The organism is Pseudomonas sp. B21-021 (assembly GCF_024749205.1).
Lineage (GTDB): Bacteria > Pseudomonadota > Gammaproteobacteria > Pseudomonadales > Pseudomonadaceae > Aquipseudomonas > Aquipseudomonas paraglycinae.
The window spans coordinates 4248953-4274851 of the sequence record NZ_CP087192.1 but is presented as its reverse complement, the minus strand read 5'-3'; the positions used below and the strand labels follow the sequence as shown (position 1 = coordinate 4274851).

Annotated in this window: 19 protein-coding genes; 4 read left to right on the top strand and 15 right to left on the bottom strand. The window is 61.4% G+C overall.

Features of this window, described 5'->3' with window-relative positions:
- The first annotated feature begins 8 nt into the window (after positions 1–8).
- A complete protein-coding gene (locus tag LOY31_RS19140) occupies positions 9–1097 on the top strand; it encodes a DUF1615 domain-containing protein (protein ID WP_258712044.1) in 1089 nt (362 codons plus the stop codon).
- Positions 1098–1175: 78 nt separating this feature from the next.
- Here LOY31_RS19140 and LOY31_RS19135 read toward each other — a convergent pair whose 3' ends face one another.
- The 12 genes from LOY31_RS19135 to LOY31_RS19080 form a co-directional block, all read right to left on the bottom strand.
- Complete coding sequence (locus tag LOY31_RS19135) at positions 1176–1577, bottom strand: phage infection protein (RefSeq protein ID WP_074689113.1); 402 nt, start codon at positions 1575–1577, stop codon at positions 1176–1178.
- Positions 1578–1690: 113 nt separating this feature from the next.
- Entirely contained in the window at positions 1691–2386 is a 696-nt protein-coding gene (locus LOY31_RS19130; RefSeq protein WP_258712043.1) for an anti-sigma factor domain-containing protein, read from the bottom strand.
- Complete coding sequence (locus LOY31_RS19125; RefSeq protein ID WP_221535520.1) at positions 2383–2916, bottom strand: sigma-70 family RNA polymerase sigma factor; 534 nt, start codon at positions 2914–2916, stop codon at positions 2383–2385. The genes LOY31_RS19130 and LOY31_RS19125 overlap by 4 nt, the downstream gene beginning before the upstream one ends.
- A gap of 42 nt (positions 2917–2958) precedes the next feature.
- On the bottom strand, positions 2959–3480 hold the full coding sequence (locus LOY31_RS19120) for a DUF3455 domain-containing protein (RefSeq protein ID WP_236195380.1): 522 nt from the start codon (positions 3478–3480) through the stop codon (positions 2959–2961).
- 104 nt (positions 3481–3584) lie between these two features.
- Positions 3585–5285: an ABC transporter ATP-binding protein gene (locus LOY31_RS19115; RefSeq protein ID WP_258712042.1), complete on the bottom strand. Its 1701-nt coding sequence runs from the start codon at positions 5283–5285 to the stop codon at positions 3585–3587.
- Positions 5286–5299: 14 nt separating this feature from the next.
- Positions 5300–6322 carry an ABC transporter permease gene (locus LOY31_RS19110; protein ID WP_258712041.1) on the bottom strand — a complete coding sequence of 341 codons (1023 nt, stop codon included), beginning with the start codon at positions 6320–6322 and terminating at the stop codon, positions 5300–5302.
- Positions 6322–7386, bottom strand: coding sequence for a microcin C ABC transporter permease YejB (locus LOY31_RS19105; protein WP_085686623.1), 1065 nt, complete (start codon positions 7384–7386; stop codon positions 6322–6324). Before LOY31_RS19105 ends, LOY31_RS19110 begins: the two co-directional genes overlap by 1 nt.
- A 1-nt stretch (position 7387) precedes the next feature.
- The gene (locus LOY31_RS19100; RefSeq protein ID WP_258712040.1) at positions 7388–9259 is read right to left on the bottom strand and encodes an extracellular solute-binding protein; all 1872 of its coding nucleotides are present in this window, start codon (positions 9257–9259) and stop codon (positions 7388–7390) included.
- 110 nt (positions 9260–9369) lie between these two features.
- Positions 9370–12075, bottom strand: coding sequence for a TonB-dependent receptor (locus LOY31_RS19095; RefSeq protein ID WP_258712039.1), 2706 nt, complete (start codon positions 12073–12075; stop codon positions 9370–9372).
- A gap of 208 nt (positions 12076–12283) precedes the next feature.
- The gene (locus LOY31_RS19090) at positions 12284–12685 is read right to left on the bottom strand and encodes a biopolymer transporter ExbD (protein ID WP_007959059.1); all 402 of its coding nucleotides are present in this window, start codon (positions 12683–12685) and stop codon (positions 12284–12286) included.
- Complete coding sequence (locus LOY31_RS19085; RefSeq protein WP_085608298.1) at positions 12685–13389, bottom strand: MotA/TolQ/ExbB proton channel family protein; 705 nt, start codon at positions 13387–13389, stop codon at positions 12685–12687. Before LOY31_RS19085 ends, LOY31_RS19090 begins: the two co-directional genes overlap by 1 nt.
- Positions 13390–13438: 49 nt before the next feature.
- On the bottom strand, positions 13439–14257 hold the full coding sequence (locus LOY31_RS19080; RefSeq protein ID WP_258712038.1) for a TonB family protein: 819 nt from the start codon (positions 14255–14257) through the stop codon (positions 13439–13441).
- Positions 14258–15348: 1091 nt separating this feature from the next.
- Between LOY31_RS19080 and LOY31_RS19075 the strand changes: the two genes are divergently transcribed.
- A complete protein-coding gene (locus tag LOY31_RS19075) occupies positions 15349–15972 on the top strand; it encodes a glutathione S-transferase N-terminal domain-containing protein (protein WP_258712037.1) in 624 nt (207 codons plus the stop codon).
- Here LOY31_RS19075 and LOY31_RS19070 read toward each other — a convergent pair whose 3' ends face one another.
- Positions 15973–16413 (bottom strand): CBS domain-containing protein, encoded by a 441-nt coding sequence (locus LOY31_RS19070; protein WP_221533180.1) that lies wholly within the window; start codon positions 16411–16413, stop codon positions 15973–15975. It abuts the gene before it with no gap.
- A gap of 222 nt (positions 16414–16635) precedes the next feature.
- Here LOY31_RS19070 and LOY31_RS19065 point away from each other — a divergent pair, with 222 nt between their 5' ends.
- A complete protein-coding gene (locus LOY31_RS19065; protein WP_258712036.1) occupies positions 16636–20121 on the top strand; it encodes an NEL-type E3 ubiquitin ligase domain-containing protein in 3486 nt (1161 codons plus the stop codon).
- Between the two features lie 63 nt (positions 20122–20184).
- On the opposite strand, the gene LOY31_RS19060 is transcribed toward LOY31_RS19065, so the two are convergent.
- Complete coding sequence (locus LOY31_RS19060; RefSeq protein WP_258712035.1) at positions 20185–22896, bottom strand: RHS repeat-associated core domain-containing protein; 2712 nt, start codon at positions 22894–22896, stop codon at positions 20185–20187.
- Between the two features lie 185 nt (positions 22897–23081).
- Here LOY31_RS19060 and LOY31_RS19055 point away from each other — a divergent pair, with 185 nt between their 5' ends.
- Positions 23082–25442, top strand: coding sequence for a DNA polymerase II (locus tag LOY31_RS19055; protein WP_258712034.1), 2361 nt, complete (start codon positions 23082–23084; stop codon positions 25440–25442).
- Here LOY31_RS19055 and LOY31_RS19050 read toward each other — a convergent pair.
- The gene (locus LOY31_RS19050) at positions 25407–25877 is read right to left on the bottom strand and encodes a DUF1810 domain-containing protein (RefSeq protein ID WP_258712033.1); all 471 of its coding nucleotides are present in this window, start codon (positions 25875–25877) and stop codon (positions 25407–25409) included. The genes LOY31_RS19055 and LOY31_RS19050 overlap by 36 nt on opposite strands.
- Positions 25878–25899: the final 22 nt, after the last annotated feature.

Genomic DNA, 25899 nt, shown 5'->3' with positions numbered 1-25899 from the left:
GAAGCGTTATGCACACCCCTCGATTATTCATCAGCCTCGCCGCACTGCTGGTGCTGGCCGGTTGCGCCGGTCAACGCAGCGAAGAACCGGCGCCGCGCCCGCCCGCCGAGGTCAAGGCGCAGATCGTGCGCCTGCTGCCGGCAAAAACCGTCGACCGCCAGGGCTGGGCCACCGACATCTACGCCGCGTTCGCCGCCCAGGGCATCAGCCCGACCACGCAAAACCTGTGTTCGGTGCTGGCCGTCGCCGAGCAGGAATCCACTTTCCAGGTCGATCCGCCGGTGCCCGGCCTGGGCAAGATCGCCCGTGATGAAATCGACCGCCGCGCCGCCAAGGTGCATATCCCGAGCCTGTTGGTCAGCGGCGCCTTGCAGGTGCGCTCGCCCAACGGCAAGACCTACAGCGAACGCCTCAGCGCCGCTCGCAGCGAAAAGGAATTGAGCGCGATTTTCGACGACTTCATCGGCTCGGTGCCGATGGGTCGCACGCTGTTCAGCGGTTTCAACCCGGTGCACACCGGCGGACCGATGCAGGTCAGCATCGAATTCGCCGAGCAGCATGCCAAGGACTATCCGTACCCGGTGGACGGAACGATTCGCCGCGAGGTGTTCAGCCGTCGCGGCGGGATGTATTTCGGCATCGCCCATTTGCTGGGTTACCCGGTGAGTTACCGCGAGCCGCTGTACCGATTCGCCGATTTCAACGCCGGCTGGTACGCCAGTCGCAATGCGGCGTTTCAGAACGCGGTCAGCCGGGCGTCAGGCATTCCGCTGGCGCTGGATGGCGACCTGATCCGCCCGGGCGCGATCATGCCGGGCAGCACTGAACTGGCGGTGCGCGCCCTCGGCAAATCACTGGGCATGCGCAATCCGGTGATCCGCGATCAACTGGAGAAGGGCGATAGCCTGGCCTTCGAGGAGACCAAACTGTATCAACGGGTCTTCGAACTGGCGGAGCGTGCGGAAGGCAAGTCACTGCCCCGTGCGGTGTTGCCGGGCATCGTGCTGCAGAGCCCGAAGATCACCCGCAAACTGACCACGGCGTGGTTTGCCAAACGGGTCGACGAGCGCTATCGGCGCTGCATGGCCAAGGGCTGAGGACGATCAAAAGGGAATAAAAAAACCCGGCTGACGGGAGCCGGGTTTTTTCTGGGTTGTTGCGATCAAGCCATTCATTCAGGCAACGCGGCGTTCGATCAGACGATCCGAACCACCTTCGGCAACGCGGCGTTCAATCAGGCGATCCGAACCACCTTCAGCGACGCGACGTTCGATCAGACGATCCGAGCCACCTTCAGCAACGCGGCGTTCGATCAGACGATCCGAACCACCTTCGGCAACGCGGCGTTCAATCAGGCGATCCGAACCACCTTCAGCGACGCGACGTTCAATCAGACGATCCGAGCCACCTTCGGCAACGCGACGTTCAATCAGACGATCCGAGCCACCTTCGGCAACGCGGCGTTCGATCAGACGATCCGAACCGCCTTCGGCGATCATGGTGTGGGCAGGTTTGGCGGCAAATGCGTTGAAGGCCAGAACCGAGAGGGCAATGCTGAGGATGACTTGGCGTTTCATGATGGTGTGCTCCGGGGGTGTTGTTTGTTTGGTATGGAGCCGATGTTACGCCCGGGATTTTTTAAGAGAACTTCATTGACGTGATGGTGAACATCGACGCCGATGATGGTTTGTCACAACACCTTCACTGCGCGGCCAATCGCCTGGATCGGCCCGGTGGGTTTGCCGATCGGCGAACCGTTGGCGCCTTCCAGCGTCAGTTCGAACAACTGGTTCGGTTGCAGCGGCGGCAGCTTGTCCAGCGGGATCGACAGCGCCTGGCCCGGTTTGACCAGCCCCAGCGACACCGGCCCCTGCCAGCCGTCGGCCTTGGTCCAGAACTCCAGTGCCTTGTCGGCCGGCACCTCGACCACGCCCAGCGGAATCAACTGGATCTCCCGCGGACTGCTGGCCTGGATCACCCAGCCCGGCGCCTTGTCCTGCGGGGCGACCAGCACCACCAGAAAGCTCGGTTTCGGTGTGGTTTGAGTCAGCAGGATCGAGCCCAAGAACAAGGTCGCGGCCAGCCCGGCAGCGCTCAAGCCGCGCCACAGCGACAGGCGGTTCCACCATGAAATCTCCGGCGCCACCTTATGGGTGAGTTGCCCGACACTGCGTTCAATGCGTTGCCACAACTGCGACGAGGGCTGATGCGCCGGGGCGAGGTCGGTCAGTTCCAGCAGACGCCGCTCCCAGGCATCCACCGCCGCTTGCAGCTCGGGCTCGTTGGGCAAGCGCCGTTGCACTTCGGCGCGCGCTTCGGCCGAGAGGGTCCCGAGCACGTATTCGCTGGCCAGTTCATCGCGTTCCTGCGCCGATTCGGTGGTCATCCCATGCACTCCCGCAACGCATTGAGGCTGCGCTTGATCCAGGCTTTGACGGTGCCCAGCGGCGCGTCGAGGCGTTGGGCGATCTGCGCGTGGCTGTAACCGTCGACGTAGGCGTGAAGGATGCAGCGGCGGCGTTGCGGTTCCAGTTGATGCAGGCAGCGATGGATGCGGGTCGATTGCGCCAGCGCATCGAAGTCGTCATCAATCCCCAAAGATTCGTTGCTGTCGTTCAACGGCGTTTCCCGGTCGTGATTGCGCAGCACATTCAGCGCCAGATGCCGGGTCACGCTGAACATCCAGCCCCGGGCCGAACCGCGCGCCGGATCGAAACCCGCCGCGCCGGCCCAGATCTTGATGAATGCGTCGTGAACGATGTCTTCGGCCAGCGCCGTATCACGCACCAGACGCCGGGCCACACCGAGCAGCCGCGGGCTTTCCTGCACATACAATTCGCGCAGGGCCCCGCGCTCGCCGCGGGCACAGGCGGCGAGGCGGGCTTCGTAATCGAACGCGGTTTCGGGTAATGGCATGTCCTGCAATCTAGCAAGCATCGGCCAAACGTCCAGTCAGGCTCAGTTCGCCGCCCAGAAAATGTAGTCGGCCTGGTACTTCACCACTTCCTGTTTGCCCTTGTTCGCCGCCGTGCATTCGCTGCCCGGCGCCACGCCACCCTTGAGCGCGACGCGCTGGATATAGCTCACGCCGCTCATGGCGCCTTTGCCCTCGGCGGGGTTGGCCTTGACCAGTTGATAGGGCAGGTTGCCCGGGCTCGATGGCGCAACGGCCAGTTGCGTGCCGGTGACTTTCGAACCGTCCTTTGCCTGCCAGGTGGCAGGCGGGCCGAAGTAGGTGCCGACCTGCTTGCCGCTGCGATCGTTGAGCACCGCTTTCGGGCCGACGAACACCCACTCGGTCTGGCCGGCGACATTGGCCTTGTCCCGGCATTCGTAGGTGATCTCGCCGACCCCGGTGGTTTCCATCGCGATCTTGTGGCCGTCCGGCACTTTGATCGCGTCGGGATAACTGCTTTGGGCGAAGCTTGTCGAGGCGACGGCGAGCAAACCGGTGAGGCCGATCAGTTGGGTGATGTTCATCAGTGTTTCTCCGAAAAAGGGTAAACCGCTGACAGCCGAAAGAGGGCTGTTACAGGGACTACCCGTGACGGAGCGGTTTGGATGCAGTGGCCGGAAAATAAACTTCAAACCCCATCGATTACCCCCTGTGGGAGCGAGCTTGCTCGCGAATACGGTGTGTCAGCCACATAAATGCTGACTGATCCGACGCCTTCGCGAGCAAGCTCGCTCCCACAGGGTTCTTTGTCAGGCTTCAGGCCGGAGGCTTTCAGCAACGCCTGGGTGTAGGCATGCTGCGGCGCCGCAAAAATCTGGCGCGACGCTCCCTGTTCCACCACTTTGCCGTCCTTGATCACCATCAAGTCGTGCGCCAGCGCATGCACCACCGCCAGGTCATGGCTGATGAACAGGTACGTCAAGCCATGGCGGATCTGCAACTGCCGCAGCAATTCCACCACCTGTTTCTGCACCGTGCGATCCAGCGCCGAGGTCGGTTCGTCGAGCAGAATCAGAGCGGGTTCCAGCACCAGGGCCCGGGCGATGGAAATGCGCTGGCGCTGGCCACCGGAGAATTCGTGGGGATAACGATGCCGGCTCTGCGGGTCGAGGCCGACTTCCTCCAGCACGCGGATCACCGCTGCTTCACGCTCTTCGGCCGTGCCGATGCCGTGGGTCAGCAGGCCTTCGGCGATGATTTGTTGCACCGACATCCGAGGGCTGAGGCTGCCGAACGGGTCCTGGAACACCACCTGAATCTGCCGCCGCAACGGACGCATCAATCGCTGATTGAGCAGGCTCAATTGCTTGTTGCCGAAACGAATGTCGCCCTCGGATTCCACCAGCCGCAGAATCGCCTGGCCCAGTGTCGACTTGCCCGAGCCGGACTCGCCGACAATGCCCAGGGTCTTGCCCCGTTGCAGCCGGAAACTCACGCCGTCCACGGCCTTGATGTATTCCTGGGTGCGGCTGAACAACGCCTTGGGCAGCGGGAACCAGACTTTCAGATCATCCACCTCCAGCAGGTTGTGATCGTAGCGGCTCGGCACCGGTGCGCCGGACGGTTCCGCCTCGATCAGCAGGCGGCTGTAAGCATGCTGCGGGGTGCGGAACAGCGTTGCGCAGTCGGCCTGTTCGACGATTTCCCCGTGGCACATCACGCACACCCGTTGGGCGATGCGCCGCACCAGATTGAGGTCGTGACTGATCAGCAGCAACGACATGCCGAGGCGTTGCTGCAACTCGATCAGCAGCTCGAGAATCTTCTGCTGCACGGTCACGTCGAGCGCCGTGGTCGGCTCATCGGCGATCAGCAATTCCGGTTCGTTGGCCAGCGCCATGGCGATCATCACCCGTTGCCGCTGGCCGCCGGAGAGCTGGTGCGGATAGGCCTTCAAGCGCTGCAACGGCTGGCGAATGCCCACCAGTTCCAGCAGCTCCAGCGTGCGCTGGCGCGCGGCACGGCCCTTGAGTCCCTTGTGGATCTCCAGCACTTCGCTGATCTGTTTTTCCACCGTGTGCAGCGGGTTCAGCGAGGTCATCGGCTCCTGGAAAATCATCGCGATGCGATTGCCGCGCAAGCCGCGCAGTTGTTGTTCGCTAGCGTGCAGCAAGTCCACGCCGTTGTAGCGGATGCTGCCCGTGCTGCTGACGGTCTTGGCCGGCAGCAAACGCAGGATCGAGTGCGCCGTCACCGACTTGCCCGAGCCGGATTCGCCGACCAGTGCCAGGCACTCGCCACGGCGGATGTCGAGGCTCACACCGTGCACCACTTCGTGCCCGGCGAAGGCGACGCGCAGGTCGCGGATTTCAATCAGGTTGTCGGTCATTTCAGCTCCGGGGATCAGGATCGCGGATCGAACGCGTCACGGCAGGCTTCGCCGATAAACACCAGCAGGGACAGAATCAGCGCCAGGGCAAAAAACGCCGTCAGCCCTAGCCACGGCGCTTGCAGATTGCGCTTGGCCTGGCCGATCAGTTCACCCAGCGACGCGGTGCCGGCGGGCATGCCGAAGCCAAGAAAATCCAGCGCGGTGAGGGTGGCGATGGCGCCGGTCAGAATGAACGGCAGGTAGGTGAGGGTGGAGGTCATGGCGTTGGGCAGAATGTGCCGGCGCATCAGCTCGCTGTCCGTCAGGCCCAGCGCCCGCGCGGCCTTGACGTATTCCAGGCTGCGCCCGCGCAGGAACTCGGCGCGCACCACGTCCACCAGTGCCAGCCAGGAAAACAGCGCCATGATCCCCAGCAGCCACCAGAAACTCGGCGAGACGAACCCCGACAAAATGATCAGCAGGTACAGCACCGGCAGCCCTGACCAGATCTCCAGCACTCGTTGCCCGAGCAAGTCGACCCAGCCGCCGTAATAACCCTGCAACGCTCCGGCGACGATGCCGACCAGCGCACTGACAGCGGTGAGGATCAGCGCGAACAGAATCGAAATCCGCGTGCCGAAAATCACTCGCGCCAACACATCCCGCGCCTGATCGTCGGTGCCCAGCCAGTTGCTGGAGGACGGCGGACTGGGTGCCGGTTCCGTGAGGTCGTAATTGACCGTGTCGTAGCTGAACGGGACCGGCGGGAACAGCATCCAGCCGCCCTGATCCTCGATCAGTTTGTGCACGTAGCTGCTGGCGTAATCCGGCTGGAACGGCAGTTCGCCGCCGAAATCGGTTTCCTGATAATCGCTGAGGATCGGGAAGTAAAAGGCGTTGTGGTAGCGGATCACCAGCGGCTTGTCGTTGGCGATCAGTTCGCCGCCGAGGCAGATCAGGCACAGCCCGATGAACAGCCACAGCGACCAGCGCCCGCGCCGGTTGGCCTTGAATTGCGCAATGCGCCGCCGGCCCAGAGGGGAGAGTGTGAACATCAGGCAGTCCTCGCCGAGAAGTCGATGCGCGGGTCGAGCAGGGTGTAGCAGAGGTCGCCGATCAGCTTGATCAACAGGCCGAACAGGGTGAACAGGAACAGCGTGCCGAACACCACCGGGTAGTCCCGTGAAACCGCCGCTTCGTAGCTCATGCGCCCGAGGCCATCGAGGTTGAAGATGGTTTCGATCAGCAGCGAGCCGGCGAAAAACACCTCGATCAACGCCGACGGCACACCGGCCACTACCAGCAGCATCGCGTTGCGAAACACATGGCCGTAGAGCACGCGCCTTTCGGTCAGGCCCTTGGCGCGCGCGGTGATCACGTACTGGCGGCTGATCTCGTTGAGGAAGCTGTTTTTGGTCAGGATCGTCAGCGTCGCAAAACCGCCAATCACCAGCGCCGTCACCGGCAACACCAGGTGCCAGAGGTAGTCGCCGACCTTGCCCCACAGGCTCAGGCTGTCGAAGTTGTCGGAGACAAGACCTTGCACCGGAAACCAGTTGACGTAGCTGCCCCCGGCGAACACCACGATCAACAGGATCGCGAATAGAAACGCCGGCATCGCGTAACCGACGATGATCGCCGTGCTGCTCCAGACATCGAACGCGCTGCCGTTGCGGATCGCCTTGCGAATGCCCAGCGGGATCGAAATCAGGTAGGTGATCAACGTCGCCCACAGGCCAAGGGACAGCGACACCGGCAGCTTCTGCACGATCAGATCCGTCACCTTCGCACCGCGAAAGAAACTGCTGCCCAAATCCAGTTGCGCGTAGTTCTTGAGCATCAGCCACAGGCGTTCGTGCATCGGCTTGTCGAAGCCGTAGTGGTGCTTGATCTCTTCGATCAGCGCCGGGTCCAGGCCACGGCTGCTGCGCCCGGCACCGCCGATCGCGGTGACCTCGCTGGCGCCGCCCATGCTGTGCCCGCCGAAACCTTGCAGGCGGGCGATGGCCTGTTCCACCGGGCCGCCGGGCGCGGCCTGCACGATGACGAAGTTGACCACCAGAATGCACAGCAGCGTCGGGATGATCAGCAACAGACGTCGACTCAGATAACGCCACATGTCACTGGCCCCCCGCGAGTTGGTGCAGGGCACTCATCTGCTGGTTGGTCAGCGGCTTGGCCGAGACCTCCCACCACGTATCGAGGCCTTCGCTGTAGATCGGCTGCACCGGCGGCCTGCCGAAACGGTTCTGAAACACCGTCGGCGTGCCTTTGGAGTAGTAGTTGGGAATCATGTAGTCCCCCCATTGCAGCACCCGGTCGAGGGCGCGGGCGTAACGCACCATGGCGTCGCGGGTATTGGCCTGGACCAGGCCGTCGATCAGCCGGTCCACCGCCGGGTCCGCCAGTACCATCGAATTGGAACTGCCGACCTGCGTGGCGCTCTGCGAGGCATACAGGCTGTACAACTCGCGGCCCGGCGAGACGATCGGATCGCCGCTGCGCGGAAAACTGGTGACGATCATGTCGTAGTCCCGGGCGTTGAGCCGGTTGATGTACTGCGCCGAATCGATGCGTCGCAGATTCAGGGTGATGCCGATCTGCGCCAGGGTGCGTTTGTACGGCAGCAGCATGCGGTCGAAGCCACCCTGACCGTCGAGGAAGGTGAATTCGAATGGCTCGCCGGCGGCGTTCACCAGCCGATTGTTTTTCGGCGTCCATCCGGCTTCGGCCAACAGCTTCAGGGCCTGCAACTGCTTGTCGCGGATGTAGCCGCTGCCATCGGTTTTCGGCGCCTGATAGACCCGGCTGAAAACCTCGTCCGGAATCTGTCCGCGCAGCGGTTCGAGGATCGCCAGTTCGCCGGCGTCGGGCAGGGCGGTGGCGGCCATTTCACTCTTCGGCCAGTAGCTGTTCTGGCGCACGTAGAAGCCGCGCATCATCTGCTTGTTGGTCCACTCGAAATCCCACAGCAGGCTCAGCGCCTGACGCACGCGGCGATCCTTGAACAACGGGTTCTGCAGGTTGAACACAAACCCCTGGGCGCTGGTCGGTTTGTCCGGGGCGAGAATCGCTTGTTGCAGGCGACCGTCACGCAGGGCCGGGCTGTCGTAGCCGACCACGTAGCCGGACGAGGAAAACTCGCGGTTGTAGTCGAACGCGCCGGCCTGCAGCAGTTGTCGGGCGACGTCGGTGTCGCCGTAGAAATTCACGGTCAGGCTGTCGAAGTTGTATAGCCCGCGACTGACCGGCAAGTCCTTGCCCCACCAATCCGGATCGCGCTGGAAACCGATGCTGCGCCCGGCGTCGACCTTGCTCACCCGGTACGGGCCGCTGCCCAGCGGGGGTTCGAAACCGCCGCCGTTGGCGAAGTCGCGGGTCTTCCACCAGTGCTCGGGCACCGGCCGCAGCGATGCCAGATCCAGCGCCAGGGTGCGGTTGAGGTTGTTCTTGAAGGTGAAGCGAATCTGCCGCGGACCTTCGATCAGCACGTCCTGCACATCGGCGTATTGCTGGCGATAACTCAGGCTGCCCTTGGTCATCAACAGCTCGAAGGTGTAGCGCACGTCTTCGGCGGTGATCGGTGTGCCGTCGGCGAAACGCGCCTCGGGATTCAGATTGAAACGCACCCACAGGCCGCCGGGATCGCGCTCCATGGATTGCGCCACCAGACCGTAGACGGTGTAGGGCTCGTCCAGCGAGCGGAACGCCAGCGGCGAATACACCCAGTCGTTGACCTGCACCACGGAAATGCCCTGATCGGCGTACGGAGTGATGTAGTTGTACTGACCGATCTCCATCGAAGCGCGGCTGAGCGAGCCACCCTTGGGGGCGTCGGGATTGACGAAATCGAAGTGCTGGAAACCGGCGGGGTATTTCGGCGCCTCGCCGTACACCGTCATCGCGTAGCTGCCGCCGGCCAGTGCAGCTGCCGCGTTGCACAGCAGCGCGCTGCCGAGCAGCAGGCCGGCCATGTTGCGCATGAATGTCATGAAGTCGTTCCTCTGAGCCGGAAAAACCCGAAGCGGCGGCAGGCCGCTGCGGGATGCGAATTCGCAAGGGGAAGGGGCCGGCCGGAGTCTTGCGCGGCCCCGACCGGGACTCAGAAGTGGTACGTCATGCGCGCAAACAGCGTGCGGCCCAGCGGATCGGTGTAGCGCGGGTCATAACCGCTCTGGAAGTTGTAGGCCTGGTTGGAGAACGGCGGATCGCGGTCGAACAGGTTCTTCACCCCGGCATCGACGTCCAGCACCTTGTCGAAGGTGTAGCCGGCCGACAGGTCCCACACCGAATACGATGCGACCCGCGCGTTGGTCTCGCGGTCGTAGTCGTTGTAGCCGGTGGTGAAGCGGTTGGTCAGCGCCGCGCGGGCGGCGCCGAAGGTCCAGGAACCGGTCAGGTTGTGTTTCCAGCGGGCAATCACCCCGTCACCCTTGAAGTCGCCGACCTTGTCGGTGAACGGGCCCTTGATGGTGCTCTGGAAGTCGTACTCGTCGACATAGGTGCCTTGCAGGCCCAGTCCGAATTGACCGTACGGCGTGTTCGGGAAGCGATAGTCCAGCGACACATCGACGCCGTTGGTTTCGACGATGCCGAGGTTGGCGTTGCCGGTGACGATGTAATTGAGCGTGCCGTCGGCGTTGCGCACGAAGCGGTCAGGGTAGCTGCCGGCCTGATCGAACACGGTGGATTCCGGGAACGGCTGGATCTGGTTGGAGATGTGAATCCACCAGAAATCCAGTCCCACGGACAGATTGCTGACTGGCTGATAGACGAAGCCCAGCGTCACGTTGCGCGCCTTCTCCGGGGCCAGGTCTTCGTTGCCGCCGATCTGGTTGAGGAACTGCTGACCGCAATCGCGCCCGCCGTTGCCGCCCGGTTGCACCACGCCGCCGGTACACAGCACCGGGTCGTTGTAGTAGCCCTGGGTGTAGGTGATGCTGCGCGGCGAATACAACTCATACAGCGACGGCGCGCGGAAGCCTTCGCTGTAGGCGCCGCGGACCACCAGCTCCTTGAGCGGCTGATAACGGAACGAATATTTCGGGTTGGTGGTGCTGCCGAAGTCGCTGTATTTGTCGTGACGCACGGCGGCGGACAGTTCCAGGCTGTCGAGCACCGGCACGTTGATTTCCGCGTAGGCGGCTTTCACGCTGCGGTCGCCCTCGACGCTGCCGGCCGGGTCAATGCCCAGGCTCTGGATGTCGCCGGCGAAGGCTTCGAAGTCCTGGTGGAATTTCTCTTTCCGGTACTCGCCGCCCAGCGCCAGACCCGACGGGCCGGCACCGAACCAGTCACCGATTTCGCGGCTGATCCGCCCGTCGAAACCGGCGACCCGACCGACGGCCGTGGAATAGGCGCCGTGGTACATCGCTTGATCGATGTACTGCTGACCGGCGCTGGTCTGCGGGCCGAACGGGTTGAGCAGGCCGCTGGCCAGACCGTCGATCATCGCCTGATCGCTGACGTAGCCGCTGGTGACGCTGGAGACGATCTTGTTCTGGTTGTAAGAGGCGCCGACGTTGTAGTCCCAGCCGCCGACCAGACCGTCGAAGCTCAGCAAAAAGCGCTGGCTGGTGTTCTGGTCTTTCGATTCGCGCGGGCCGGCGGCGGTTTCGCGCCAGTTCACGTCCACCGGTTGCGTCGGATCGAGGGCGAAACCGGTGGGCGCCGGGGTGATGCCGTTGCCGGGGTAGTAGGGCGAGGACGAATCCAGGCTCAGGCCGGTCAATGGCGCCGGGCCGACAGCGGTGGCGTTGTTGTTGCGCGACCAGAAGTATTCGAGGTTGACGTTGTGGTCGTCGGCCAGTTTGCCGGTGGTCTTGCCGAAGAACGACGTCTTCTCGGTCTGCGGCACCAGGTCGATGTACTCGCGGGTGCTGAAGCGGCAGAGACCGTCACGGGCCACCAGGTTGGGGCCGTTGCAATTGCTGTTGGCCAGCGGGTTGGTGGCGTTGCCGTTCTGGCTGTAGTTGCCGGGAAACGCGGTGCCGGAGGTCTGGTCCAGGCCACGGCCGGGCACGTAGTCGCGGGCGAAGGAGCGGTCGTTGGCGTCGAGGTTCTGCTGCTTGTTGTAGTTGAACACGCCGAGCACGTTGAAGCGGTCCTGCTCCAGGTCACCGTAGCCCCAGCTGGCGCTCATGTCCTTGGTCGCACCGCCGCCGCTATGGGTCGGGGTTTCGCCGCCGAGGGTGAGCTGGCCGTCGGTCATGGATTTCTTGGTGATGAAGTTGATCACGCCGCCGATGGCATCGGTGCCGTACAGGGCCGAGGCGCCGTCGCGCAGCACTTCCACGCGCTCGATCGCGGCAAACGGGATCATGTTCAGATCCACCGCGCCGCCGGCCGAGTTGGTGCCCGACAGGGCGTTGTTGGCCAGTCGGCGACCGTTGAGCAGCACCAGCGTCTTGTTCGCGCCGATGCCGCGCATGTCGGCGAACGAGGCGCCGCCGGTGGCTGCGCCGACCGAGCCCGCGCTGTTGTTGATCGACTGGCTGCCGGTGATGCGCTGCACCAGTTCGGCGGTGGTGGTCACGCCCTGTTTGCGCAGCTCTTCAGCCTTGAGCACGGTGATCGGCACCGCCGTTTCCGCGTCGACCCGACGGATCGCCGAACCGGTCACTTCGACCCGTTGCAGTTGCGTGGTCGGCGCGACCACCGCCGCGGCGGCCGGGACGCTGTTGTCGTCCTCGGCAGCCTGAACCCCGGCGCCCATCCCCATGGCCACCAGGTACAACGGAACGAAACGGTGGCGGGAAATCGTCGCCACCAAGGGTTTGAGCGTGAAGCGTGGAGTGTTCATCAGCATGGTTGTTTCCGACTTTGTTAGACGTTTATCGAAATGGCCTTGTGAGCCCTCTTTGCACGGAGCACGGTGGTGCCGCGCCGCGAAAACCACTTTCTTCAAGCAAGCCGATCCCCTCCGAAGACGCGTTGCGTTTTTTCGGTCGGCCGATTGCGACGGGATTCAACGAACGGTGCCGGGCGCGTCCCTCACTGCGCGCCCGGCACCGCCGTCAGCGGGTGGTCATCACCGATATCTTGGTGATGCCCGAGCGCTCGATGGACGCCATGGCTTTGGCGACCTGGCCGTAATTCACGGCGGAGTCGGCCTGCAGCTGCACGCGCACTTCGGCGTCCTTGGCCTTGACCTCCTTGAGGCTGGCCTCCAGTGATTCCGGCGCCAGCTCGGTCTTGGCCAGGAAGAACTTGCCGTCCTGATCGACGCTGACCACCACCGGATCCTTCTTTTCGGCGGGGGCGACGGCGTCGGTTTTTGGCAGGTTGACCTTGATCGCGTTGGTCATCAGCGGCGCGGTGACGATGAACACCACCAGCAGCACGAGCATCACGTCCACCAGCGGCGTGACGTTCATTTCGCTGAGCACTTCATCGCTGTCTTGAGTGGAAAACGACATCAGCTGGCCTCCCGCACGGCGGCCGTGGATTTGGCGATGGCCTGGCGGCTGATGGAAAACGCGCTGCGCGAGGCGAGGGCGTCGAAGTCGTGGGCGAAGTCATCCATGTCCGCCGAGGCCAGCTTCAGGCGCCGCAGGAAGAAGTTGTAAATCAGCACCGCCGGTACCGCGACGGCAATCCCCACACCGGTAGCGATCAGCGCGTGGCCGATGGGCCCGGCCACGGTTTCCAGGCTGGCCGAACCGCTGGCGCCGATGCTTTGCAAGGCTTCCATGATTCCCCACACCGTGCCGAACAGGCCAATGAACGGCGCGGTGCTGCCGATACTGGCGAGGATCGCTTGGCCGTTTTCCAGCGAGCGGCGTTCCTTCTGGATCTGCTGGCGCAGGTTGCGCTCCAGTCGGTCGGAACGGTTGATGGTGTGCGCCAGTTGCTGGGTGGTGCGCGGGGATTCTTCCACCAGCAAGGCTTCGAAACCGCTGCTGGCGATCCGCGCCAGCGAGCCCGGATACTGGCTGGCGTGTTCGGCGGCGGTCAGCAGGTCCGGTGCGCCCCAGAAGGCTTTGCTGAACTGTTTATTCTGGGTTTTCTGGCGCAGGTATTGCGCCGACTTGACCAGCAGGATCGCCCAACTGACCACGGAAAACAGCACCAGCCCCCAGAGCACGCCGGGGACAATCATCGAAGACAAAGAATCGTTCATGGCTACACCTCGCTTGCGTTAATCGGTTGTGAGTTCGGTTGTCGCGCCGTCATTGCGGCAATTTGAAATCGATGGTCTGGGTGGCGAAGCCGTCGATCGGTGTGTCGCCGCGTTTGGCCGGGATGAACTTCCAGGCCTTCACCGCTGCAACCGCCGCTTCATCCAGTTGCGGCTTGCCGCTGGATTTGGTCACCGTCACCGAGCCTGCGCGACCGTTGGCCAGCACCTGAATCCGCAGCACCACGCTGCCTTCCCAGTTGCGCCGCAGGGCCAGCGACGGGTATTCCGGCGGCGGGTTGCCGAGGCTGGCGAGGCCGGAAATCGCCGCCGACTCTTTCACCGGGCCCGGTGCCGCCGCAGGTGCCGGTGGCGCACTCGGGGTGGCAGGGGCGGCAGGTGCTGCCGGTTGCGCAGGGGCGGGCGGCGCTTTCGGCGGCTCGGCCTTTTTCACCGGTTTGGGTTTCTCGACCGGTTTCGGTTTTTCGATCGGCTTGGGTTTCTCCACCGGTTTGGGCGGCGGCTTGACCGCGTCCTCGTCTTCCACCGGTTGTTCCGGTTCGGGCGGTGGCGGTGGTGGGGGTGGCGGTTCCGGTGTCGGCGGGGCCGGCGGTGTCGGGCTGGTCAGCTCGACGGTCATTTCCGGAATTTCCGGTGGCGTCGGCAGCGGTTCGGCCCGCGCCTGCTGGAAAAACCACCAGGCGCCGCCGTGTATCAGCGCCGACACCGCCACCAGCAACAGCATCTGCTGTTTGTTCAGGCCGCCGGGCTGAGAAGTGTTGGCCTTGTAGACGGGCCGCCCCGCCACCGACGCAAGCGCTGCGTTCGGTACTGGCCCCGGCGGCGTTCTGTGCTTTACCGCATCGTTCATTAAAGCTCCCTCGGGTGGATGAAGGGCAATAAGGTGCCGTTCGAACAACACAGCGTTGTTCGAGTGAGTGGTCGCAAATTTCATGCAGGTGTGCAGAAGCCGATAGTTGAACTATCTATTGAACAGGGCTTGTGCAGCTTGTTGCTTCAGTAGTGCCGACTTCGATGGTTCATTGATCCGGTCCGTGGCTGTTCTTTTATAAGAGAGTGTGCAATTGAGTGGCGAACATCGTTCTTGCCCTCATGGTGGATGCAATAGCAACCGCTGTGCCAAACAGTAAACAAATGTGTAGCGGTTATTTCACGGATGATACGTATGTCGCATTTATATAAGTTTCATCAGGCACGCCGGTTTTCATGGGCGCATAACCTCCCGACGGCCCTGTTTGCAAGGCTTTTTCAAGGGCGAGACAGGCCTGGCGCGGTATCGCGCTGTTCAGCGAGATAGAGCGGCTGTTCTCGTGTCGGCCAGGGCGCGTGATGGTGCGTGGCGGACTGATTTGGTGCGGGTCAGTGTTTTAGCGGGTCACAGGCGAATGTTCCTTGTTCTTGTCTAAGTAAAGTCGGTTGTTCCGCTTGTTCGGTGAAATGGTTGAAAGTGCAGTTTTGGTGCGCTTCGGACATTAACGCCGAACAGCAAAAGTTGTAGCGGTGTGCTGTCTGGAAGTTATTGTCGAACAATGTGTTGTTGCATTCATTAATGCAGCGCGCACGCAATGATTTCTTGCGTGCTATTTAAAAAATAAATAGTGCAGGCGTTCAGGTAATAAAGGGAATGCACGGACAGTTCGCAGGACGAACACGGCGCAGGTACAAGGGCACGGAGAGAAGAGTGTGGCGCAGCAGATGAAGATTCACGCGGTGAACTCCTTGTTGCCAGCTCGGATACGCGAACTTTTGGTTCGGTATCGCACCTTACAAGAACGCGGATAGCGTTCGCTGATTGCTCTTGGTGCGGGATGGGCACCGCCAGCGCTGTTTTGCGAGATCAGGGATTCGCAAGCTGCCGATGAATGCGCAATCCGTGCCAAATTCGATACAACAGCTATAAATAGGGCCAGGCAGGATGCCTTTCGCAGTGGAGGAGGGGATATGTATCAGCTCTACGGACATCGCAATTCAGGGGCGGCGGCCATCGAGGCGGCGCTCGAGCTGTGCCAGGTGGCTTACCGCTTCATCGATATCGAGGCCAGCGCGGAAGCGGCGCAGGAGCTGGCGCGGCTCAATCCGCTCAAACAGATCCCGACCCTGCAACTGCCGGACGGCAGTGCAATCACCGAAAGTGCGGCGATCCTGATTCATCTGGGGCAAAGCTTTGCGCAATCCGGCCTGCTGCCGGCCAATGGCGCTGACCGCGATCAGGCGATTCGGGGCCTGGTGTACATCGTCAGCAATTGCTATGCGGCCATCGGGATCATTGATTACCCGGAACGCTGGCTGGTGATGCCGGACGAGGCCTCGCGGCAGAATCTGATGGCGGGTGCGCGGGAGCGACTGCACTGGACCTGGGAGGTGTTTGCCGACCAGTTCTCCGCCGAGTTGTACCTGGACGATGAAACGCCGGGGGCACTGGATGTGCTGGCGGCGGTGGTTACGCGCTGGGCCGGTGCCCGCGAACACCTGCGTCAGACCCGGCCCGGTTTCCATGCGTGGCTGCAACGCATCGACCGACACCCGGTGCTGGCGCCGGTCTTTGCGCGGCATTGGCCTGGCTGATTACTCCCCGCGAATGTACTGCTCCAGCTGTTTGATCAGCTCGGCCTGTTCGGCAATCGCTTCCTTAACCAGGTCGCCGATCGACAGCAGGCCGATCAGTTTGCCGTCTTCCACCACGGGCAAGTGGCGCAGGCGTTTGTCGGACATGATGCCAAGGCAAGTGTCGACGGTCTGGTGGGTGTCCACCGTGATCACGTTCGCCACCATGATGTCGCGCACCGGCGTGCCCACCGAAGAGCGCCCGTGCAGCACCAGTTTGCGCGCGTAATCGCGCTCGCTGATGATGCCCACCACTTTGTCGTCTTCCACCACGAGCAAGGCGCCGACGTTCTTTTCGGCCATTTTCATCAGCGCTTCGAGCACCATGTGATCGGGCTTGATCTGGTGCACTTCCTGATTTTTCGGATCTTTGAGCTTGAGCAGCTGGGCGACGGTTTTCATGGCGGTTACTCAGGTGTTGTCGTTGTTCTCCAAGCATCGTAGACGCAGGCGCACAGAGCAAGGCCGCAAAACGGCAGATAACACGCAAAAAACGTCATTTCCCGGTAAATGACTCAAACCCTTTGCCGATTGCAGGTGCGACCACAAGCCGCCACATGTTTCGAAACAGAGCCCGAAACGAACAGCGCTGCGTTTTTTGTAGACTCCAGGGCCCTTAATGTCATGGATGACAGCTTTAACATGCAAAACGTACGGATCAGCAGCCAACAATCGCCCGACAACGCAGCAGCCCGATCCATCGCAGGTTCAATTCCTTCCTGGTTGTTGAAGTCCAGAGACGCTCATCGTCTCGCCATGCGGACAGCAGCCGGGCGTGATCTGCCCTGGTATCACCAGGCGTCGGCAGCGCAACGCATGGCCCTCAAAAAGGCACTTGAGGCCAGTTGGCAATCACGCAACCAGTCCGACAGGATCTTTGGCCGTCTCAAGGAAATCGAAGCGTTCGCCGAGTCGTTATTGATCGAAGCGCTCAAGACCCGATTCGGCATCACAGTCGATATCAGAACGACTTATCTCAGAACCTATCGTTCAACGGGGTTGGCCGGTGGGTTTGAAATGCGGACACTGTCCTTGCTCGAAGCGGCGCTGAACAACTTCGAAGTCGAGGAAACACGAGGCGGTTATTTCGACGCAGCCAGCCAGTTCATCACCCGACCTTCGGCGACGGGGCAGTTCGAGATCGTCCCCGTCAAGTCTCGGCTGTCAGTCGAGGCCTTTGCCTCACTCTGTCGTGAACTGGATATCGGTCGCCAATACCAGACCTGTCTGAACGGTTTTTTCGACTTCACCCAACCGGTGGTCAAGGCACGGCTGCAACTGGCGTTTCAGACCTGTGAAAAAGACGCTCTGGTGGTAGCCAGCGAACTCGCGCTCCTGAAAGGAGACATTGATTCGCAGACCCATGCGCTGCTTTTGCGGCTGACACAAGGAGACCGATTATTAACGCTCGGCGTAAAAAACCTGCATTGCCATACGGTCACGATGATGGGGATCGATCTGAGTTCAATCCTTCTGATCGCGGCAGACCTTGAGGGCAGCCGCTCGGTCGAGCCTGTCATTGCCTACGTCCCTCATGATCCCCGGCATCCGGTCAGGCAATATCCCTCGGCTGCCCGTTTCGCGGCGGTGCTGACCGACCAGTTGCGGGATCCGGATTACCAGCAGTTTTTCAGTCGTTTCGTTCCCCATCGGCACCGTGGGAATTTCTTCTTTCAGCTCAATGAGCGGCTTGTAGAACTGAAATGGCATGCGTCCGATCCTGGTACGCAACAGCCGACGTGGCGCCCCGAGCCGGTGGCCAATCCGGATTTGAGACTGGCCGGTGCAAGAATTGCCGGTGAAGTCTGGGACCACGTCTTTACACGTCACTTGAATCAGTTGTTCGCCGACGCCAGGACTCGGGCCGTTCCGACTGGCGATGAAGACGCGAAGTCGCGCTGGGCGCGTTGGGACAGTTTTCAGAAGGTCGCTCTAACTGTGCTTGAGGTTGGCCTCTTCGTTGCCGCACCCTTTGCGCCTCTTTTGGGCGAGCTGATGCTGGCCTACACCGCTTATCAGCTGCTGGATGAAACCTTCGAAGGCATTGTGGAGTGGTCTGAAGGGCAGCGCATTGAAGCGGCAGAGCACGTCCTCGGCGTGGCCGAAGACCTTATTCAGTTGGGCGCTCTGGTAGCGGCAGGTGAGGTGCTGACTGCCTTGAAACCGCTCAAGTCATCGCCATTGATCGAGCGAATGGAAGTCGTGGAGTCGAGCGATGGTCGATCGCGTTTGCGTACCTCGGAGCCGGAAACGACCGTTGCGCAAGATCACGAACGCGTCGATGAGACACCACTCGGCACGGGAGACATGCCAGGCCTGGAGGCGCGCTTCAAGGCGCTCTATCCACAGTCGACCGAACAGACCTTCGTTGATTTTGTCCGCAAGTCAGGCACACCAGCTCAGGCACTGCAACGGATTGGCGAGCTAGAGCAAAACTATCAGGCAATGAGCGATACCCTGGACGGGTGGGTGGCCATCGAGAAGGGTGATTTGTTGCCCATGGATCAGCGTTACCACAAGGGACGCTTTGCCGAGGCGATCAAGCGTTGCTGGCAAGCCGCGCATACACCTTCGGCGAACGGTTACACCCTGGATCTGGACTTTCACTGGACCAGTGACTTCCTGGAATATCTGCCGACGCTGGACGTCGAGTTCCCGCATGTCAGCGCCTTGCGGTTTCGCAGTGCGGAGTTGCGTACCGATATCGATGGATTTCTGGATTATTTCCCCGATCTGAAATCACTGGACTTAAGCGACAACAACCTTGTTGCACTGCCGAGTCTGAAGGGGAGCTTGAGGGGGCTGGAGTCGTTGGATATGTCCGCCAACCAATTGAGCCTGAGCGCTGAAAGTGTCGCGGAACTGGCGGCTCTGACTCATCTGCAAACGTTGAGTCTTGGGAATAACCCAGCGTTGTCGCGGCCACCGGACATCAGTCGCCTGTCTGAGCTTGTGACGCTGGATCTGCATGGCAGCGGTCTGGTGGATTGGCCCCAAGGATTGTTTGCCCTGGCAAGGCCGCGGGGCTTCGAACTGGATCTGCTGGACAATCCGATTGCTCGAATACCTCAAGTGGTACCTGGCTCCGAACAGGCCAGACTGGTTGCCCGTACACGTTTGAGCCGTGATCGATTGCCTGACCCGGTTCGTGAACAGTTTCAGGCCTGCATGCGTTCAGTTGGTTATGACCCCGCTCGCAGCTATCCGCCCAAGGGTGAGAAAACCAGTGTGCACTGGCTGGAGGGTGTGAACGGCTCGGAACTGCAGAGCAGGCAGACCAGGTGGAATCAGCTTGAGGCGCAAGCGGACTCCCAGGGTTTTTTCGAAGTTCTGGAGCAGTTGGTCGAATCGGCTGATTACATCGAAGCTGCGAACCGTGCGGAGCTTACGCAGCGGGTTTGGCGAATGATTGATGCGGCTACGCAAGACGCGCCGTTGCGCGAGGAGCTGTTTGGCATGGCCATCCATCCAGAATCGTGCGCGGATGCCGGTGCGCAGATATTCAATGAAATGGGCATCAAGGTATTGATCCGCGAAGCTCATATGGCGGGCACTCCCGAGCAGATTGAAGCTGCACTGATAACGCTGGCCAAAGGCAAATCCCGACTGGATCAGGTCAATGAGATTGCACGGGCCACTGTCAGGTCCCGTCTGCAGGCTGGTGAAACATTTATCGCAGTGGATGAAGACGGGGACATGACTGGCACGATCGATGAGGTGGAAATTTATCTGGCGTTCCAGACCGGCCTGGCGCAACGGCTGGAACTGCCGTGGCAATCGCGGGGCATGTTGTTTCGGGAGATAGGCGAGGTCACGGATGCCCAGATTGATAAGGCTTATGACTCCATCCTGGGACTTGAGGCGGGTGAAGGGCTGGTCAACCAGATCATCGAGCAACGCTTCTGGCGCAAATATCTGAAAAGACGGCATCCGCAAGCGTTTGGGCAGAATGCTCTGGAATTCAATACAAGGCAGGAGGCGTTGTTCGCGCGACATGTGACGGGGGCGCTGACGCAGCCAGTGTACGAGCGAGAGTTGCTGGCATTGGCCGAGGAGCGTAAGGGGTTATTGAAAACGCTGACGCTGGATGCGTTGAACAAAGCGGCATAGGCCGTCGCGAGATAATCGCCGGTCAGGCTCACCCTGACCGGCTTTCGTCTACCTGCACGCCGCTTATTGCAGTGCATCCAGCTGGTTTTTCCAGATCTCGTGTGTCAGGCCGGTGGAGCCTGTCAAAACGTTGAAGGGTTTGACTGCATTGTCGTAAGTGGCCACCAAATGCCCGGCGCAACTGAAGCAGGCTTCAAAAGCCTGAGCGTGTTCGACGTTTTGCAGTCGTTGCGTCACCAGGGAGATCGACTCGGGATCGAGGTCGGCATATGGGAACAGTGTTTTCTGGATGTAGAGGGCGGCACTGGCGGCCTGCACTTCTGCATGAGCCCCCGGCAGGCCTCGACTGGCGGGCAGTTTCATATCGCTGGCTCTGATATGCAGCTCCATGCGCTCCAGTATTTGAGAGTGGATAGCGGGCACTTCGTACTCCATCCCTGCGAGACTGGTGGGCTCGGTTGATGCGCCTACGTACACTTTGACTGCGAAATTTCTGTCTTTCAGGCGATTGGTGTATTGCTTCTCCATATGGTCTTTGAAAAGCCCGAAGTCAGTGATCTGATAGACGCCCAGAGAAGCGAGATTGTCGTCTCCAAGGGTGTAATCGACCGGTCTGGACAGATGGATCCCGTGTTCGGCACTCGTCAGGGTTTCCGTCAATGGGATATTGATGAAGTCAGTGAGGATTACGTCCTCTTCCGCGCCTTCCCCCGGGATCAGTGCGCCGGCGTGTGCCACGGCAACGTTGCTTCGAAATTTCTTCGAGAATCGAGAATCCGGGTTTGCTGCCAGTCTTTTCTTGATCTGTGCAGGGGTGCCTGCCGCTGCAGTGTTGCCCGCCGTTATCATGGCGGTCGTTCGGCCACTGACTCGCTGGTTGAGCCTTTCGCCAGTCAACCCAAGCACGTCTACAGCGCTGACGGGATTGTTCCTGACCATCGCATACAGATTCCATCCATCCACCGCGCCAGCCGGGTCAGCACTGATCCAGCGCAGGCACCACCAGGCGTAGTAGCGCCTTCCATAGGCATAGAGCCCGGTTCCGTCCATCTCCTCGCCCGAGTAACGCAGGGTCTTGTAACTCACTTCCCGTGCCGAGCCTGCCGTCAACGCGGCCGTTCCGCCGAAAGGGTAGTAGTCTTCCTGGCTGATCAGGCGGGCCCGCTGATCGAGCTCGAGCATGCCGGAGTGCTGGATGTCGTCGAGGCAGTAACGCACTTGATCGTTATCGACTTCAGCGGGGCGTCCGGCGATCCAGCGCAGGCAGCGCACATTGCCAATCGCGTTCGGCAAGGTAATGACATGCAAGACCTCGCCGGTTTCCCGCGTGCGGATTTCCAGGCCGTGCAGGTAGTAAACCTGTTGAAAGTGAGAGGTGGACGGGGTGTGAGTCTCATGCCGTTTGGAAACCCTCCTGCCACCGCTGTAGCGATAAGTTTCCTTGTCATCCGGTTCGCTACTGCGCTCAATCAGCGTGAAGCTGCTCAGTTGGTCGTGGAGGTTCCATTCAAGGGGTTGACCCGGATGCAACTGCTGAAGATTGCCATGACGATCAAACAGCGCGGGAAAGTCCGGGTCGGGATCTCCTGCCTGCCATTGCACGCCCCGATTGCTTGAAGGCTGAATGAACATCTGTCGGGTATACCCACCCACCGCGCGGGTATGTACCATCTGGGTCCTATTGCCGCCTGTGTCGTAACTGTAAGTCTGGCGGTAATTGAGATGATGGACGGGATCGCTCGGCACCGGGCGGCCCGGGGTGCCGGTCGCAGGCAAGGCGTCATGACCGGTAGCGCTGATCAGTCGGTACAACGAGTCATAGGTAAAGTGACGTATCCCGTTGATAAGCTGGTTGGCAAAAAACTTCGGTTGAAAGGTGTGATCCTGAATGCTGACCACGTTACCGGTATTGTCATAGCCATACTCCAGATACTGGCGCAGGGGCTGGCCGGGCACGCCAGCCTTGATGCTGGTCAGCCAGCCATTGGCATCGTCATAATCCCAGGTTCGAACCACCCCATTGCCCAATGTCTGTTCCTCGGGCAGTCCTTCTGCGTTGTAACGACAGCCTTTGAGAATGTCCTGGACGGAGTGGCTGCCAGCAAGTTGCAACGTCACCTGTATCAGTTGTCCGGCGACGTCGTATCGAGATTTTTGCAAGTGACCACCGGCATCGGTCTGGCTGAGTGGCTTGCCGTCGGCGCCGTAGTGCCATCGGGTGGTGTAGGTACCGCCATCGAGCGTTTGGGTTTCTGCAAACGGCAACCCCGACAGACTGAATGGTCCGAAGTCCGTTGATCCTGAAGGGTCGACTTTGTGAATGAGCTGTCCGCGGATGTTTTGCCCGGGATCAGCGTCCGCCTGGCCGTAGGTCAGTGTTTCGATATCGGGTTGGTCATTCACTCCGACGGCAAGCAGGCGCAAGCGGCTGTCGTAGACGTTGTTCCATACGTTGCCGCGTCCATCCCAGCGGGTGAGCACTTGATCGGCCAAGCCGGACAGGATCACACGATCACCGGAGTCGACACTCTCGGTCTTGAGCACTTGCCCTTTCAACCCATGCACGGTCACCAGATTGGGTTTGGGTGCGCTGCCAAAGAGGCGGGGATCCCAGCACTCCACCAGGCGGCCAGCGGAGTCGTAGTGATTTCGGGTAATCAGTGACTCTGTCGGTGCCCCCGCCGTCGTGCGCAAACAGGACACCTCGCGAACCGTCAGGCCTCGCCCGTCCATAACGATGAGTGAAGGCGTACGGTGATGTACGGAGGCGTTCAATTTGCCCAATCCTGCGATGCATCGCACCAATGAGTGTTCGAGGCAGTTCCTATGCGAATGCTATCAACATTGATGTGACGGGTAACCTGTCAACTTTGACAGTGCCCAGGCTTTGGCGCTCGTCAGCAATATCGCCCCGAGACGCGTAAACTCGCCACTCTGGTTCAATTGTTGAGGCTGCAGTGGTGGATTTACAGCAGGGCTTCGTCCTGACCCGGCATTGGCGCGATACCCCGGCCGGCACCGAAGTCGAGTTCTGGCTGGCGACCGACGCCGGGCCGCGCCGTGTGCGCCTGCCGCATCAGCCGTCGGTGGCGTTCATCCCGGCGGCGCAGCGCGAGCAGGCCGAGCGGGTGCTGGCGGACGAAAAGAACGTCGAACTGCGCCCCCTGGCCTTGCAGGATTTCGAGCATCGCCCGGTGCTTGGTCTGTATTGCCAGCAGCACGGCCAGTTGATGCGCCTCGAAACCGCGCTCAACCGTCACAGTGTCGATGTTTTCGAAGCCGATGTGCGACCGCCCGAGCGCTATTTGATGGAGCGTTTCATCACCGCGCCGGTGTGGTTCAGCGGCACGCCCGATGCCGACGGTGTGCTGCTCGACGCGCACCTCAAGCCTGCACCCGACTATCGCCCGCAACTGCGACTGGTTTCGCTGGACATCGAAACCACCGAGCAGGGCGAGTTGTATTCCATCGCGCTCGAAGGCTGCGGCGAACGGCAGGTGTACATGCTCGGTGCGCCGAACGGCGATCACAGCATTGTCGACTTCGACCTCGAGTACTGCGAATCGCGCACCCTGATCCTCAAGAAGCTCAACGACTGGTTCGCCCGCCACGACCCCGACGCGATCATCGGCTGGAACCTCGTGCAGTTCGACCTGCGGATTCTCCACGAACACGCCCGGCGCCTCGGCGTGCCGCTCAAGCTCGGGCGCGGGGGGGAGGAAATGCAGTGGCGCGAGCACGGCAGCCGCAATCATTACTTCGCGGCAGCGGCAGGAAGGCTGATCATCGATGGCATCGAATCCCTGCGTTCGGCGACCTGGAGCTTTCCCTCGTTCAGTCTGGAGAACGTCGCCCAGACGTTGCTCGGCGAGGGCAAGTCCATCGACAACCCGTACCAGCGCATGGACGAGATCAACCGCATGTTCGCCGAGGACAAACCGGCGCTGGCCAAGTACAACCTCAAGGACTGCGAACTGGTCACGCGGATCTTCGCCAAGACCGAGCTGCTGAAGTTTTTGCTGGAGCGCGCCAGCGTCACCGGTCTGCCGGCGGATCGCAGCGGCGGGTCGGTGGCGGCATTCACGCATTTGTACATGCCGTTGATGCACCGCCAGGGTTTTGTAGCGCCGAACCTCGGCACCAATCCACCGCAGGCCAGCCCCGGCGGGTTTGTCATGGACTCGCAACCGGGGCTTTACGAATCGGTGCTGGTGCTCGACTACAAGAGCCTTTATCCGTCGATCATCCGCACCTTTCTGATCGACCCGGTTGGGCTGATCGAAGGCTTGCAGCATCCTGACGACAGCGACTCGGTGCCGGGTTTTCGCGGCGCTCGTTTCTCTCGCACCCGGCATTGCCTGCCGTCCATCGTTGCCCGGGTCGCCGAGGGTCGCGAGACCGCCAAGCGCGAGCACAACGCGCCGCTGTCCCAGGCGCTGAAGATCATCATGAACGCCTTTTACGGCGTACTCGGTTCCAGCGGTTGCCGGTTTTTCGATACGCGACTGGCGTCATCGATCACTCTGCGCGGCCACGAGATCATGCTGCGTACCCGGCAGTTGATCGAGGCTCAAGGGCATGCGGTGATCTATGGCGACACTGACTCGACGTTCGTCTGGCTGCGTCGCCCCCACGGTCAGGAAGAGGCGGCGACCATTGGCCGGGCGCTGGTTGCGCACGTCAACGACTGGTGGCGCGAGCATGTGCGTGAGCAATACGGGCTGGAAAGCGCCCTCGAATTGCAGTTCGAAACCCACTACAAACGCTTCCTGATGCCGACCATCCGTGGCGCGGAAGAGGGCAGTAAAAAGCGCTACGCCGGTCTGGTGACCCGCGCCGACGGCAGCGAAGAAATGGTCTACAAAGGCCTGGAAACCGTGCGCACCGACTGGTCGCTGCTGGCCCGGCAATTCCAGCAGGAACTGTACGAGCGGATCTTCCAGCGCAAGCCGTATCAGGATTACGTGCGTGAGTACGTGCGCAAGACGTTGGCCGGCGAGTTCGACGAGCGACTGGTCTACCGCAAGCGCCTGCGCCGCACCCTCGATGACTACGAACGCAACGTGCCGCCCCACGTGCGCGCCGCGCGGCTGGCCGACGATTACAACGCGCAACACGGTCGCCCGCGCCAGTACCAGAACGGCGGCTGGATCAACTACGTCATCACCCTGGCCGGGCCCGAACCACTGGAAGTGCGCCGCGCGGCCATCGACTACGACCACTACATCACCCGCCAGCTGCAACCGGTGGCGGATGCGATTCTGCCGTTTGTCGACGACGATTTCTCAACCCTGATCGGGGGGCAACTGGGCTTGTTTTGAGTCCAGCAGTTGCAGGGTCCATTCGTCCTGAATGCCGTGGAAGTAACGCTCCAGCGCCTGATGCCAGGGGCTGCCTTCGTCGGCGAACTGGGCGAACAGGGTCATCGATGAGTGGAATTTCAGGTCGTCCGGGTGGCCGAAAATCTCGGCAATCGAACGTTGCTGTACGTTCAGCACCAGCTGCGTGCAGGTCCGCAGTCGGGCGCCGAGCAACGGGTGGTCGAGGTACGCACGGGTTTCCGGCGCCGAGTTGATCGCGAACCGCCGCGACATCTCGCTGCCCCCGAGCCCGGCGAACTGTGGGAACACAAACCACATCCAGTGGCTGCGCTTGTGGCCCTCGCCGAGCTCGCGCTGGACCCGTTCGAACACCGGATCCTGGGCGAGCACGAAGCGTTGCAGGTTGAATGGATCGTCCTGATCAGTGCTTCTCATGGCGAAGCCCTCTGTCAGTCGG